Here is a 13,688-nt window from a genome sequence, read left to right as displayed (position 1 = left end):
GCATGAAGCTCCGGGAGCATGCAATGAAGACCCCAATCTGGCTCGCCGTGGCTTGTCTGGCCGCCAGCCTGCCGATCCATGCGCAGACTTTCAAACCCATTGAACTGAACGATCTGGAGCTGTCGAGCCTGCGAGGCCGCTATGTCATGCCGGGACGAATCATCAGTTTCGGTATTGTCATGACCAGCACCTGGCAAAATGCCAACGGCGAAGTGATCGGGGCCACTTCCTCGATGCAAATACAGCAATCGACCATCAAGCCACAGTTCTATGTGTCGTTGATCGACAAAACAGGTAATAGCTCGACCATCAAGCAAGGCAGCAGCACCGGCACCGGCACCGTCACTGGCGGCAACGGCCTCAACAGCACCGTAGGCGTCACTCAGGTCGTGCGTGCGGCCGGCGACAATAACACTGCCTACAACAACGTGGGCATCAACGTCTCAAAAGCCAATCAGGCACCAGATGTGCAGCAGCAGGGTCAGGTACTGGCCTCAGGTTCTACACTGGTTGGCTCCAATGGGGCGGGGTCGCTCAGCTTGTCGTCGACCGGTAACGGTGTGCAACTCAACATCGTGGCCAACAACAATCAGGGCAGTACCATGCAACGCCTTGCTGACGGTGGGCTGATGCAAAACACGACGTTACTCGGCGGGGGGAACCAGGTCAGCAACCTCACATCACTCAATGTCGTGCTGCGTGACGGCGGGCCAACAGGCGGGGCGCTGAACGGAAACCTGGATCAGCTCAAAGGTCTTCGCACTAACGGATTCTGATCTACGCTCAGTCTCATCAGAAGTAGTCAGAAGGGACGGCTAACCCATGCACCGATCTTTAACGCTAAGAACTATCGTTTGTCTGACTAGCCTGGCCCCGGCCACATTGCTCTACGCAGCAACGGACCCCCAGGTCGAAGCACTAAAACAAGAACTCATGGAGTTGAAACAGCGTTACGAAGCTCAGCAGAACGCGTTGATGGTACTGGAGCAACGCGTTCGCCAAGTCGAAGAAGCACCTGCTACACCCGTTCCCAAACGCCTGACCAAATCCCCAGCGGAAACGCCCAAGGGTGGCCAGACGGTGGCCACCGGTGCACCGGGAACTACAGGCAGTTCATACGGCCAATCGCTCAAGGATGATTCGGAGCCCGCGCAAAGCGTTTCCAACTTGTATGACGAAGCCAGCGGTTTCTTCGGCGGCGGCAAGTTCAGCGTCGAAACCGGCCTGACCTACACGCATTACGACACCCGTGCATTGACGCTCAACGGCTTCCTGGCACTGGACTCGATTTTTCTCGGCAACATCAACCTCGACCGCATCAAGGCCGACAACTGGACACTGGATCTGACCGCCCGTTACAACGTGGCGCAACGTTGGCAGTTCGACATTAACGTCCCCGTGGTTTATCGCGAATCAACGTATTCCTCCGGTGGCGCGGGTGGCGCAGGCCCGGTTACATCAGACGCAACCGTTACCCGCGACCCAACCATCGGCGATGTGAACGTTGGCGTGGCTTACAAGTTTCTGGATGAGTCGGCCAACCTGCCCGACGCGGTCGCGACACTGCGCGTCAAGGCACCAACCGGCAAAGACCCTTACGGCATCAAGCTGGTAGAAGATCCGAACAACGATAACCTCGCGGTACCCGAGGACTTGCCTACCGGCAACGGTGTCTGGTCGATCACTCCGGGTCTCTCGCTGGTCAAGACTTTTGACCCGGCCGTGCTGTTCGGCAGCCTCGCCTACACCTACAACATACAAGACTCTTTCAGCGACATCAGCCCACAGGTTGGCTCCAAGGTGAAGGGGGATGTGAAACTTGGCGACTCTTGGCAAGTCGGTGCCGGCATTGCATTCGCCTTGAACGAGAAGATGAGTATGTCGTTCTCGTTCACCGATCAGTTCGCCCGCAAGAGCAAGATCAAACCGGACGGTGGCGATTGGCAGTCGATTTCCAACAGCGATTACAACGCGGCCAACTTCAACATCGGCATGACCCTGGCCGCCTCGGACAACCTGACGATCGTTCCCAACCTCGCTATCGGCCTGACCGAAGACGCGCCAGACTTTTCCTTCAGCCTGAAATTCCCGTACTACTTCTAATTGAACGTCCAGGACAAAGCCCCGTTTCCGGGGCTTTTTAACATCAAAAGATCGCAGCCTGCGGCAGCTCCTACCTGTAGGAGCTGCCGCAGGCTGCGATCTTTTGATCGTGCTTTCAGCGGATCTGATGCTTGTGCAACAACCGGTAGAAGGTGGGCCTGGATATCCCCAACACCTTGGCGGCGATGCTCAAATTGTCGCTGTGCCGGTTAAGTACATCGCACAAGGCCTGGCGCTCTGCACGGTGCTTGTAGTCTTCCAACGTGCCCATCGGCGCGGTAACGGACTGATGGCTGATCAGCCCCAGATCTCGCGCTTCAATCTGCCGGCCTTCAGCCAGAACCAACCCGCGACGCACCCGGTTGGCTAGCTCGCGAACATTGCCCGGCCAGTCATGCTTGCCCATGGCAATCAAGGCGTCTTCGCTGAAGGTGCGCGGACGGCGGCCGGTTTCGTGGCTGTAAAAATGGGAGAAGTGGTTGGCCAGCATCGACAGATCGCCATTACGTTCACGCAGGGGCGCGGTCGCGACCTGTAACACGTTCAAGCGATAGTACAGATCTTCGCGAAAGCGTTTCTTCTCGATCGCGGCTTCAAGATCAACATGGGTCGCCGCCAACACCCGCACATCCACGGGAATCGGCTGACTGCCACCCACCCGCTCAATGTGCTTTTCCTGGAGAAAGCGCAACAGGTTCGCCTGCAGTTCCAGCGGCAGGTCACCGATCTCATCGAGAAACAGCGTTCCGCCATTTGCCGCCTCAATCCGCCCGACCTTGCGTTGATGGGCGCCAGTAAAGGCACCCTTCTCGTGGCCAAACAGTTCGGACTGGATCAGGTGCTCGGGAATCGCGCCACAATTTATCGCGACAAAGGGTTTGCTGTGCCGCAAGGATTGCCGATGCAGCGTGCGCGCGACCAGTTCTTTACCTGTCCCGCTTTCACCGCGAATCAACACGGGCGACTCTGTGGGCGCCAGTTTGCTCAATAGTTTGCGTAATTCGCGTATGGGCTTGCTGTCGCCCAGCAGTTCGTGTTCAGGCTGATCGATATGAACCGTGCCCTGTCCGCGCAGGCGCGCCATGCCAAAGGCGCGACCCAGTGTGACCTGGACCCTGGCGACGTCGAACGGCAAGGTATGAAAATCGAAAAACCACTCGCAGACAAAGTCCCCGACATTCTGTAGTCGCAGAACTTCCTGGTTAAGCACGGCGATCCACTCGGTACCGCTGTGGCTGATCACCTCTTTGACGGCATCCGGATGTTCCAGATGATAGGGCTGCAACCGTAACAAACCTACGTCACAGGTTCGATCGGCGGCGTTTTCCAGCGTACAGCTGTCAACGTCCCAACCCACGGAGCGTAATCCCGGTAGCAGGCGATGGCAGTCGTCGCAGGGATCCACCACTAATAAACGTCGTAAGGCAGGTGCATCGCTCATGACCATTCCTTGACGCCAAATTTAAGAAATTTTATTAAAAACAGTCATTTGGCGGACCTGGCTGTAACATTAGCAAGAATTTGACAGCGGCTTGTACCGTTTGACTATAGGGCTACCGCCTAAGTAGTTATAAGAAGCTACTTTGTCAGTTACCTAACGAGTCCAAACCTTTCATTCAGCTTTCAGATTCAGTCTTCCCATTGAGTATATGAAAGAAAGTTGAAATTTCTTTTGATTGTGTGTGACCCGAACCCCGGTTGCGGGCATCAGTACAAGTAACTGCCGAACGGTAAGCCCAACCGTCGGCACGTCACTTGATTGGGCATACAGAGAGAACATCCTATGAACGCCCCGCTCCGTATCAACGAAGCTCTTTTGATTGCTGACCGCGCATTCCAGCCCTTTCAATGCGTGGCCTGGGCGCCACAGGACGGCAATGGCGAACTCAGCCTGACCGTTATCGATCGCACCAAAAACAGTATAGGCCGCACGCTCATCCCAAGCAGTGCCTACACCGATCCAGCACAACTTGAACGCCTGCTCGAACAGGCACGAGCAGAGCTGAGCCAGGAAGGTTACAAGCTTCAATCGTGGTCGATGCCACACTAATATTTTTTGCGGATTACTCCGGAGTAATCCGCGCCCTCCCCGGTCGTTAGTTGGTTGGCCGAACAGTTCCATCTGCACTTATGACACTTATGTAATTGAACCTGCGCGCGCCTGAATACTTTGCAGGCTTGTCAGTGGTTCGAAAAGACACTGTTGTGGCACACAGCGACTCTCCGCCTGTTAGTTATGACAGTTGTGCATTTGATCATTCAGGTTTTGAATATTCTCCTTATACAGTCGCCATCCCACCTCCTGGACCAGGACGACTCGCAAGGAGATGCGTGCATGTCAATCCAGTCCGTTTTGGCTTTTCCCTCCTCACTCGATCATGCCGGAGGGCTCGATACAACCTTCGCCACCCATGGCAGAACCCAGGTGTATTTCGCCGGCAGTATTTCGAGTATGACCAACGGCGTAGCGATAGACCCGCAGGGCCGGTTGCTGGTGGCGGCAAAAGTCGGAACCCAAAGTGGCAGCTGCTTTGGTTTGGCTCGTTTGCTGGAGGACGGCTCGGCGGATCTGACATTCGGCAATCAGGGCAGCGTGATCGGGCAGTTTGAACAAGGTTTCGAGGCCATGGCTGGCAAGGTTCACGTGCTGGCGGATGGCAACATCCTGGTCGCGGGCCTGCACTACGACAATGCACATCGCACCCTCCCCGCCGTGGCGCTGTTTGACCAACAGGGTCGCGCCGTTCAACGTTTTGGCGACAACGGTCGCTGCGTCGTGCGCCTGCCGGGCAACCTGTCTCATGGTGTGCGCGATACCTGGCTTCCCCCGGGCGTGCCAGGCGCGGAGGCCTGTGATGTCGGGGTTCAGGCAGATGGTCGGATCCTGCTTGTGACCAACCATCATTTCGAATTGGCCGATCATGCCGGCCTTCTCATTCGACTCGATACCAAGGGTGCGCTGGACACGACCTTCAATGGCCGTGGTTTCGTGATGGTCAGGCATTTGCTGATGAATACCTGGCTCAGCAGCCTGAGGGTGCAGCGTGACGGCCGGATTCTGGTGGGCGGATCGATCAACTTCCCCGAAGAAGGCCTGCTGGCGCGCTATCACGCCGACGGCACGCTCGATACCAGTTTTGCCCTGGATGGCTTTATGAGCTTCAAGGCGCAGGGGCTTGGCGCTCAGGTCAGCCAGATCGTCCAGCAGGACAATGGCGACGTGCAATGTTTTGGCAGCAGCCGAGATCCGATGCACTGCCTGGCGCTAAAGGTACACAGCAATGGCCGATCGGACAGCCACTGCAACGGCGGCCAGGCGCAATTGCTGGAAATCGGTCGCAGCGGCTGCCAATGGACCGCCGCCCAAGCGCAGCCCGGCGGTAGCGTAGTGGTGGCCGGTGCAACCATTGGCGGAATCGAGGCCGACTTTATTCTGGGCCGATACTTGCCTGACGGTCAGCTCGATCATCACTTCGGCAATGGCAGTGGCTGGGTTCGTACCCGTCTGGGTCACAGTCTGGACACGGCAACTTCCGTCGCGGTGCAGGACAATGGAAACATCGTCGTAGGCGGCTATTCGATGGATGGCAACTATCGGGCTGTCGTCGCGCGTTACTTGGCTTAGTCCAATGAATTGTTCCCGAGCTTGATCTTCCCACCGGCTTACGGCAAGTTGCGCGCTTCTTAATATAAGGAGTAGCCAATGTCCGGCTCTATGGCCCAGGCCTTCGCGCATAATTTTCTCGGCAACTCTCCCCGTTGGTACAAGGCCTGTATTGTCGGCTTCCTGATACTCAACGCCCTGGTGCTATGGACGGCAGGTCCAGTGGCGGCCGGTTGGTTATTGGTACTGGAATTCATTTTCACCCTGGCCATGGCGCTCAAGTGTTATCCGCTGATGCCTGGCGGCTTGTTACTGGTCGAAGCGCTGTTGCTGAAAATGACCACGCCACAAGCGCTCTATGACGAACTGTTGCACAACTTTCCAGTGATCCTGCTGCTGATGTTCATGGTGGCGGGCATCTACTTCATGAAAGACCTGCTGCTGTTCCTGTTCTCGCGACTGCTGCTTGGGGTTCGCTCAAAGGCACTGCTGGCGCTGATGTTCTGCTTTTTGTCGGCATTTCTCTCGGCCTTTCTCGATGCCTTGACCGTGACCGCCGTGATCATCAGTGCGGCCGTCGGGTTCTATTCGGTGTATCACCGGGTTGCCTCGGGCACCGACCCGCGCCAGGACAGCGAATTCAACGATGATCAGCACCTGCCTACGCTCCATCATAGTGACCTCGATCAATTCCGCGCGTTTCTACGCAGCCTGCTGATGCACGGCGCGGTGGGCACAGCCCTGGGTGGCGTTTGCACGTTGGTGGGCGAGCCGCAGAACCTATTGATCGGCCATGAAATGGGCTGGCACTTCTCTGAGTTCTTTCTGAAAGTCGCGCCGGTTTCGCTGCCGGTACTGGTGGCCGGCCTGGTGACCTGCGTCCTGCTGGAGAAACTGCGCTGGTTTGGTTATGGCACGCTACTGCCGGACAACGTCCGCGCCGTGCTGGCCAATTACGCCGCCGAAGACAACGCCGAACGGACTTCGCGCCAGCGCGCAGCACTCATTGTGCAAGGCGTGGCCGCACTGATCCTGATTGCCGGGCTGGCGTTTCATGTGGCGGAAGTGGGATTGATCGGCTTGATGGTGATCGTGCTGATTACCGCGTTTACCGGTATCACTGACGAACACCGTCTCGGCAGTGCATTCAAGGACGCGATGCCATTCACGGCGCTGCTGGTGGTGTTTTTTGCCGTGGTCGCGGTCATTCACGATCAACAACTGTTCACACCCTTGATCCAATGGGTACTGGCGCTGCCGGCCGATCAACAACCGGGGATGTTGTTCATCGCCAACGGGTTGCTCTCGGCTATCAGCGATAACGTGTTTGTGGCGACCATCTACATCACTGAAGTTAAGCAAGCGTTCATTTCCGGGCACATGAACCGTGAGCATTTCGAGACGCTGGCCATTGCGATCAACACCGGCACTAACTTGCCGAGCGTGGCAACGCCCAATGGCCAGGCTGCGTTCCTGTTCCTGCTGACCTCGGCGATTGCACCGCTGATTCGCCTGTCCTATGGACGGATGGTGTGGATGGCGTTGCCGTATACGGTGGTGATGGGGGTGCTGGGCTGGTATGCGGTGAGTTACTGGCTATAACACGTGCCCCTGTAGGAGCTGCCGCAGGCTGCGATCTTCTGATTTTTAAAAGCAAGATCAACAGATCGCAGCCTGCGGCAGCTCCTACAGGGTTCAGCAATTCAGCAGTTTAGTAGTTCAGCGGTTCAGCGGTTCAGCGGTTCAGCGGTTCAGGATGTATCGTTCAATTGCCTGAGCCGCACCCTCCTCGGTATTGGCTCCGGTCACCACATCGGCCTGCTGTTTCACCGCCTCTTCCGCCTGCCCCATGGCAATCGAAAATCCAGCGCGATGGAACATCGCCGGGTCATTGCCACCGTCGCCCATTGCTGCCGTCTGCTCCAGCGGTACTCCGAGAAACGCCGCCAGTGTCGCCAGCGCTTCGCCCTTGTTGGCTTGCATCGCGGTCACGTCCAGATACACCGGTTGCGATCGCGAAACCTGGGCCTGACCATCCACCAGAGGCAGCAACTGCGCCTCAAGCTCAATCAGCAACTCAGTGTTGGCGCTCGCAGCGACAATCTTGTCGATGCGCTCCATAAACGGTTCGAAGCTCTCGACCTTCACTGGCGGATATCCCAGGCCATGCTGCTCGCGCGGCACCATCGGCCCGCCCGGGTCCTTCAGCAGCCAGTCGCCACCGCTGAACACCCAAATCTCAATGCCCGGCTGATCGGCAAACAGCGTCAACGTAGTCAGTGCGGCCGTGGCGGGCAAATAATGCGCAACCAGCAAGCTGCCGTCCGGATTGACGATCGTGCCGCCATTGAAGGCGGCCGTCGGCACGTCGACGCCCAGGGCCTCGATCATCTGCAGCATGGCTTTGGGTGGGCGACCGGTGGCAAGACTGAACAGTACACCGGCCTCGCGCAACGAACGAACTGCTTCGAGGGTGCGCTGGCTGAGGCTGTGATCGGGCAGCAGCAAAGTGCCGTCCATGTCGCTAAGCAGAAAACGGATAGGATGCTGCGTCACGCCACTCATCCGAGGCCGTGCCAGACGCGGCCGTCGCGGGTCAGCAACTCTTCGGCGTCCGGCGGTCCGTTTTCACCCGCGGCATAACTCTGCACCGAGGAGTCCTGCTGCCAAGCATCGAGGAACGGCTGCACCGCACGCCAGCCGTTCTCGATGTTGTCGGCGCGCTGGAACAGCGTCTGATCGCCGGTGAGGCAATCGTAGATCAGGGTTTCGTAGCCGGTGGACGGCTGCATTTCAAAGAAATCCTTGTAGGCAAAACCCAGCTCGATGTTTTCCATCTTCAGCGCCGGGCCGGGCCGTTTGGCCAACAGATCGAACCACATGCCTTCATTAGGCTGAATCTGGATTCGCAGATACGTCGGCGCAAGCGCATCGACCTCGGTATCACGGAACTGCGCATACGGTGCCGGTTTGAAGCAGATGACGATTTCGGTGTCGCGCACGCTCATGCGTTTGCCGGTGCGCAGGTAAAACGGCACGCCGACCCAGCGCCAATTGTCGATCATGACCTTGAGCGCCACATAGGTTTCGGTGGTGCTGTCCGGCGCGACCTTGTCTTCCTGGCGATACCCTGGCAGTGGTTTGCCATCGACCTCGCCAGCGGTGTATTGACCGCGAACCGAATTGGCCCGGGCTTCTTCGACTGACCATGGCCGGATCGCACCGACGACCTTGGCTTTCTCGCCACGAACCGCATCAGCGCCGAAGGCGGCCGGTGGTTCCATGGCCACCATCGCCAGCAGTTGAAACAGGTGATTGGGCACCATGTCTCTCAGGGCACCGGTGTTTTCATAGAAACTGCCACGGGTTTCCACGCCGACGGTTTCGGCGGCGGTGATCTGCACGTGGTCGATGTAATGGTTGTTCCAGAACGCTTCGAACAGGCTGTTGGAGAACCGGCTGATCAAAATATTCTGCACGGTTTCCTTACCCAGATAATGGTCGATCCGGTAAATCTGGTTTTCCGACATCACCTTGAGCAAGCACGAGTTCAAAGCTTCGGCGGTATGCAGGTCGGAACCAAAGGGCTTCTCGATCACCACCCTCCTGAATTCTTCCGGTGTTTCTTGCAGCAGACCGGCGGCACCGAGCCGGCGTACCACTTCACTGAAAAAGCGTGGCGCGGTGGCCAGGTAGAACACCGCATTGCCGGTGCCGCTGGCGGCGATTTTTGCCGCCAGCGCTGAATAAGTGCTGTCGTCCAGGAAGTCGCCCTGGACGTAGCTGATGCCTTTGGCGAGTTTGGCCCACAAATCCGGGTCAAGGGACTGATCGCCCTTGCCCACTTTGCCGGCCACCTCGCTGCGAATGAAGTCTTCGAGTTTTTTCGCGAAGCCTTCATCGCTGATGGCGTTGTGGTCAACGCCGACGATCCGCAGTCCATCCCCGAGTAAACCGTCGCGCTTGAGGTTGTACAGCGCCGGCATTAGCAGGCGCTTGACCAGATCACCATGGGCGCCGAACAGAAACAGCGTGGTCGGTGGCGCGGGTTCAGCCTTGGATTTTCTGCGGATCACATGAGTCATTTTTTCGGAGTCTCCACATGGCCGCCGAAGCCGAAACGCTGGGCGGAGAGGATCTTGTCGCCAAAGGTGCCCTGACCACGGGAACGGTAGCGGGAGAACAGCGAGTTCGACAGCACCGGCACCGGCACCGATTGTTCCATGGCGGCTTCGATGGTCCAGCGCCCTTCGCCGCTGTCGGCCACAGAGCCGGAGTAACCGTCGAGCTTCGGATCGCTGGCCAGGGCGTCGGCAGTCAGGTCGAGCAACCACGAGGACACAACGCTGCCACGACGCCAGACTTCGGCAATGTCGGCGACGTTCAAGTCAAAACGCTGGTCTTCCGGCAGATTGGTGCTCGCCTTGGTCTTCAGGATGTCGAAGCCTTCGGCGAAGGCCTGCATCATTCCGTATTCGATGCCGTTGTGGATCATCTTCACGAAATGCCCGGCGCCCGCAGGGCCGGCATGAATGTACCCATGCTCGGCACGATGATCGTCGGATTTGCGGTCCTTGGTGCGCGGAATGTCGCCCAGACCCGGTGCCAGGCTCTCGAACAACGGATCGAGACGCTTAACGGTCTCGGCATCGCCGCCGATCATCATGCAGTAACCGCGCTCCAGGCCCCAGACGCCACCGGAGGTGCCGACGTCGATGTAGTGCAGGCCTTTTTCCGCGAGGATTTTCGCCCGGCGAATGTCGTCCTTATAGAAGGTGTTGCCGCCGTCAATGATGGTATCGCCGGCTTCGAGCAAAGTGCTCAGGGTGTCGATGGTGTCTTCGGTCGGTGCGCCTGCCGGCAACATGACCCACACCGCTCGTGGTTTGGCCAGGCCGGCGACCAGGGCCGGCAAATCGGCAACGCCCGTGGCGCCTTCGTCACTCAAGGTTTTGACGAAGTCGGTATTGCGGTCGTACACAACGGTGGTATGTCCGTTGAGCATCAGGCGCCGCGAAATATTGCCGCCCATGCGGCCCAGTCCAATAATCCCGAGTTGCATGTGCTGATGCTCCCTACTACAAATAAAGTGTGTCAATGGTTATAGCCCAACGCGACTCATGAGGTTAGTCCAGAGCGTCGGGCTGAAGTTTCCGGGCATTGTGCCCGATCCTGATTGATAACGTCGGGAATCAGTCCGAAGACACAACGACCGTGAAAAATAAAAAAGTTCCCTTCGAGGGCAAAAGAAATCAAAATTGGCGCCGATAGTAGGTCAGCCGCTGATTTCCGGGCGGATCTACAGTTGAGACACGCCATTTGCGAGGTGAGCAATGGGCACAGTACACACCGCACTGCCAGCACAAACCCTTTACGTCACTATTCGTCGCGATGAGTTGCGTCAGTTGAAAGACGAGCGCGATCAATTGAAACAGGAGCTGGCGCAACTGCTCTTGCTGGTCCAGGGCCAACACCCCTTACCCGTTACCCAACGTGCCCCTCACGCCTGACTCCCTCGCTTGAATCGGAAGCAGCACTGCCACTGCTTCCGACCTGCCATAGCTCCTTGCCAATTCCTGGCAGCTCACGAATTTTTCACATTCGCTTGGTGATACTCGATGGTTTTGTGGCCGCGGTTTCCGTGCGCCCTCCGTTCGTCGGCAACTGCGGTGGCTGACGTTGGAAGTAATCTTGGCTGGAGCGTGGAATGGCTTGGTTTAAACGCAGCGATACGTCTGCGAAAGGTTTCGATTGGGCAGGATTTCTCTGGCTGTTCCTGTTCTTCTGGTATTTTTCCGGTATCACCCAACTGCTGATCCAACTGACAGGCACCTCCGGTTTTACCGGGTTTCGTCAGGCGTTTGTGATGAGCGCCATCTGGCTTGCGCCGGTGCTGTTGTTTCCCCGACAAACGCGCGTCATGGCCGCGGTAATCGGCGTGGTGCTGTGGGCCTGCTCGATGGCCAGCCTGGGTTACTTCTTCATCTATCAGCAGGAATTTTCCCAAAGCGTCATCTTCATCATGTTCGAGTCGAACATTTCTGAAGCCGGCGAGTACATGACCCAGTACTTTGCCTGGTGGATGGTGTTCGCATTCCTCGCCCACACGGCCTTTGCCTATTACCTCTGGACGCGTTTGCGCCCGGTGTACCTGCCGCGAGGTCAGGCACTGGTGGCTGCAACTGCCATTCTGGTGGCGGTGGTCGGTTATCCGCTGATCAAACAGACTGCACGTACCGGCAGTTTCGCCGAAGGTTTCGACAAATTCGAAACCCGCATCGAGCCTGCGGTGCCTTGGCAAATGGCCGTGGCCTATCACCGTTACCTGGAAACCCTGGCCGGCATGCAAGATATGCTCAATAGCGCCAGCAAGATCCCGCCATTGCACAATCTCAAGGACTCGATGGCCAACCAGCCGGCGACTTTGGTCCTGGTAATTGGCGAGTCTACCAACCGTCAGCGCATGAGCCTGTACGGCTATCCTCGGGAAACCACCCCGGAACTGGACAAGCTCAAGGATCAATTGGCGGTCTTCAACAACGTCATCACGCCACGCCCCTACACGATCGAAGCGTTGCAGCAGGTACTGACCTTCGCTGACGAAGAAAGCCCGGACCTGTACCTGTCGACGCCATCGCTGGTCAGCATGATGAAACAGGCTGGATACAAGACCTTCTGGATCACCAACCAGCAGACCATGACCAAGCGCAACACGATGCTGACGACCTTCTCCGAACAGGCCGACGAGCAGGTGTACCTGAACAACAACCGCAACCAGAATGCCGCCCAGTACGATGGCGATGTGATCGAGCCGTTCAACAAGGCCCTGGCCGACGCGGCACCGCGCAAGCTGATCGTCGTGCACTTGCTGGGTACGCACATGAGCTACCAGTACCGCTACCCTTCGACCTTCGACAAGTTCAAGGACCGCACCGGCGTTCCGGCAGGCGTGCGTGATGATCAACTGCCAACCTACAACAGCTACGACAACGCGGTGCTGTACAACGACTTCGTGGTGTCGAGCCTGATCAAGGATTACGCCAAGTCGGATCCGAACGGTTTCCTGCTGTACCTTTCTGACCATGGTGAGGACGTTTTCGATTCCGTTGGCCATGACACCCTCGGACGCAACGAAAACAAGCCAACGGCACCGATGTACACCATCCCGTTCATGGCCTGGGCCTCACCGAAATGGCGTGAAACCCATGACTGGAGTTTCGCCGCTGATCTGGCGCGACCGTACAGCAGCTCCCATTTGATCCATACCTGGGCCGACCTGGCCGGGCTGAGTTTCGATGAACTGGATCGCAGCAAGAGCCTGGTCAGCGACAGCTTCAAGCCATTGCCATTGATGATCGGCAACCCGTACGAGCGTCAGGTGCGACCACTGATCGACTTCAGCCTGATGAAGCCCAAGGCCGTGCCGAACGTCGTTCAGCAATAACCCTGTCCAACCCTGTGGGAGCGAGCTTGCTCGCGATGACGACCTCTCAGTCAACATACGTGTTGAATGTAAGGACGCTATCGCGAACAGCCTCGCTCCCACAGGCGTTTCTGACTGCCTGAAAGCTATGCGGTGATACGTTGCGCCCGGTTTGGAAACTCTAGTGCTTACTGATTCCCAATTTACGGAATCGGCGGATAATGTGCGTTCGACTTTGATTCATTGGTTCATGGACGAAAGGCATCCGACAGCTGCAAGTAGGAGGCACACCATGAAAAGTTCTACATTGATCCTCGCCGTACTGATGACGTTAGGCTCGGCCAGCGCTTTTGCTGAAGGGGGGGCTGAACGCATGCGCTACTACTACGAAACCCTGCACTACAACCAACAAGTGGCGCTGGGCACCATCACGCCAGGGCAGGCGAAAGAACTGCGGGTTCCGGACGATCAAACCGCACAAATGACCGAATCTTATAGACCGAAGTGATTGTTACACCTCTGACTGTTTGCTCTTCAGTCAGAGATTACTGTTGGGCG

The 13,688-nt window shown here is 57.4% G+C and carries 12 protein-coding genes; 8 read left to right on the top strand and 4 right to left on the bottom strand.

The annotated features are described in order from the left end of the window. Positions 1 to 23 precede the first annotated feature (23 nt). Entirely contained in the window at positions 24 to 776 is a 753-nt protein-coding gene (locus KUF73_RS08755; RefSeq protein ID WP_218437640.1) for a hypothetical protein, read from the top strand. 46 nt (positions 777 to 822) lie between these two features. Further along, positions 823 to 2,103, top strand: a complete 1,281-nt coding sequence (locus KUF73_RS08750) for a hypothetical protein (RefSeq protein ID WP_218437639.1) — start codon at positions 823 to 825, stop codon at positions 2,101 to 2,103. A gap of 115 nt (positions 2,104 to 2,218) precedes the next feature. Here the strand turns inward: KUF73_RS08750 and KUF73_RS08745 are convergent, their stop codons facing one another. Then, on the bottom strand, positions 2,219 to 3,544 hold the full coding sequence (locus KUF73_RS08745; protein WP_218437638.1) for a sigma-54 dependent transcriptional regulator: 1,326 nt from the start codon (positions 3,542 to 3,544) through the stop codon (positions 2,219 to 2,221). A 342-nt stretch (positions 3,545 to 3,886) separates the two neighbouring features. Here KUF73_RS08745 and KUF73_RS08740 point away from each other — a divergent pair, with 342 nt between their 5' ends. The 3 genes from KUF73_RS08740 (at position 3,887) to nhaB (ending at position 7,309) form a co-directional block, all read left to right on the top strand. After that, on the top strand, positions 3,887 to 4,153 hold the full coding sequence (locus KUF73_RS08740; protein ID WP_218437637.1) for a hypothetical protein: 267 nt from the start codon (positions 3,887 to 3,889) through the stop codon (positions 4,151 to 4,153). 285 nt (positions 4,154 to 4,438) lie between these two features. Then, positions 4,439 to 5,728, top strand: coding sequence for a hypothetical protein (locus KUF73_RS08735; protein WP_218437636.1), 1,290 nt, complete (start codon positions 4,439 to 4,441; stop codon positions 5,726 to 5,728). A gap of 78 nt (positions 5,729 to 5,806) precedes the next feature. Continuing rightward, positions 5,807 to 7,309, top strand: a complete 1,503-nt coding sequence (gene nhaB / locus KUF73_RS08730) for a sodium/proton antiporter NhaB (RefSeq protein WP_218437635.1) — start codon at positions 5,807 to 5,809, stop codon at positions 7,307 to 7,309. A gap of 141 nt (positions 7,310 to 7,450) precedes the next feature. On the opposite strand, the gene KUF73_RS08725 is transcribed toward nhaB, so the two are convergent. Genes KUF73_RS08725 through gnd form a run of 3 tightly spaced genes read right to left on the bottom strand, consistent with a single transcriptional unit; the run spans position 7,451 to position 10,769 of the window. Next, positions 7,451 to 8,272 (bottom strand): HAD family hydrolase, encoded by an 822-nt coding sequence (locus tag KUF73_RS08725; protein ID WP_218437634.1) that lies wholly within the window; start codon positions 8,270 to 8,272, stop codon positions 7,451 to 7,453. Next, positions 8,269 to 9,792, bottom strand: a complete 1,524-nt coding sequence (gene zwf, locus KUF73_RS08720) for a glucose-6-phosphate dehydrogenase (RefSeq protein ID WP_218437633.1) — start codon at positions 9,790 to 9,792, stop codon at positions 8,269 to 8,271. Before zwf ends, KUF73_RS08725 begins: the two co-directional genes overlap by 4 nt. Then, positions 9,789 to 10,769: a phosphogluconate dehydrogenase (NAD(+)-dependent, decarboxylating) gene (gene gnd, locus KUF73_RS08715; RefSeq protein ID WP_218437632.1), complete on the bottom strand. Its 981-nt coding sequence runs from the start codon at positions 10,767 to 10,769 to the stop codon at positions 9,789 to 9,791. Before gnd ends, zwf begins: the two co-directional genes overlap by 4 nt. Before the next feature lie 271 nt (positions 10,770 to 11,040). Between gnd and KUF73_RS08710 the strand changes: the two genes are divergently transcribed. From KUF73_RS08710 to KUF73_RS08700, 3 genes are all read left to right on the top strand, one after another. Continuing rightward, entirely contained in the window at positions 11,041 to 11,217 is a 177-nt protein-coding gene (locus KUF73_RS08710) for a DUF6026 family protein (protein ID WP_218437631.1), read from the top strand. A gap of 197 nt (positions 11,218 to 11,414) precedes the next feature. Continuing rightward, positions 11,415 to 13,151 (top strand): phosphoethanolamine transferase CptA, encoded by a 1,737-nt coding sequence (locus KUF73_RS08705; protein WP_218437630.1) that lies wholly within the window; start codon positions 11,415 to 11,417, stop codon positions 13,149 to 13,151. A gap of 271 nt (positions 13,152 to 13,422) precedes the next feature. Next, entirely contained in the window at positions 13,423 to 13,638 is a 216-nt protein-coding gene (locus tag KUF73_RS08700; RefSeq protein WP_218437629.1) for a hypothetical protein, read from the top strand. The last annotated feature ends 50 nt before the right edge of the window (positions 13,639 to 13,688 follow it).

Source organism: Pseudomonas sp. PD9R (assembly GCF_019200975.1).
GTDB lineage: Bacteria > Pseudomonadota > Gammaproteobacteria > Pseudomonadales > Pseudomonadaceae > Aquipseudomonas.
This window is presented reverse-complemented; position numbering and strand designations above follow the sequence as displayed.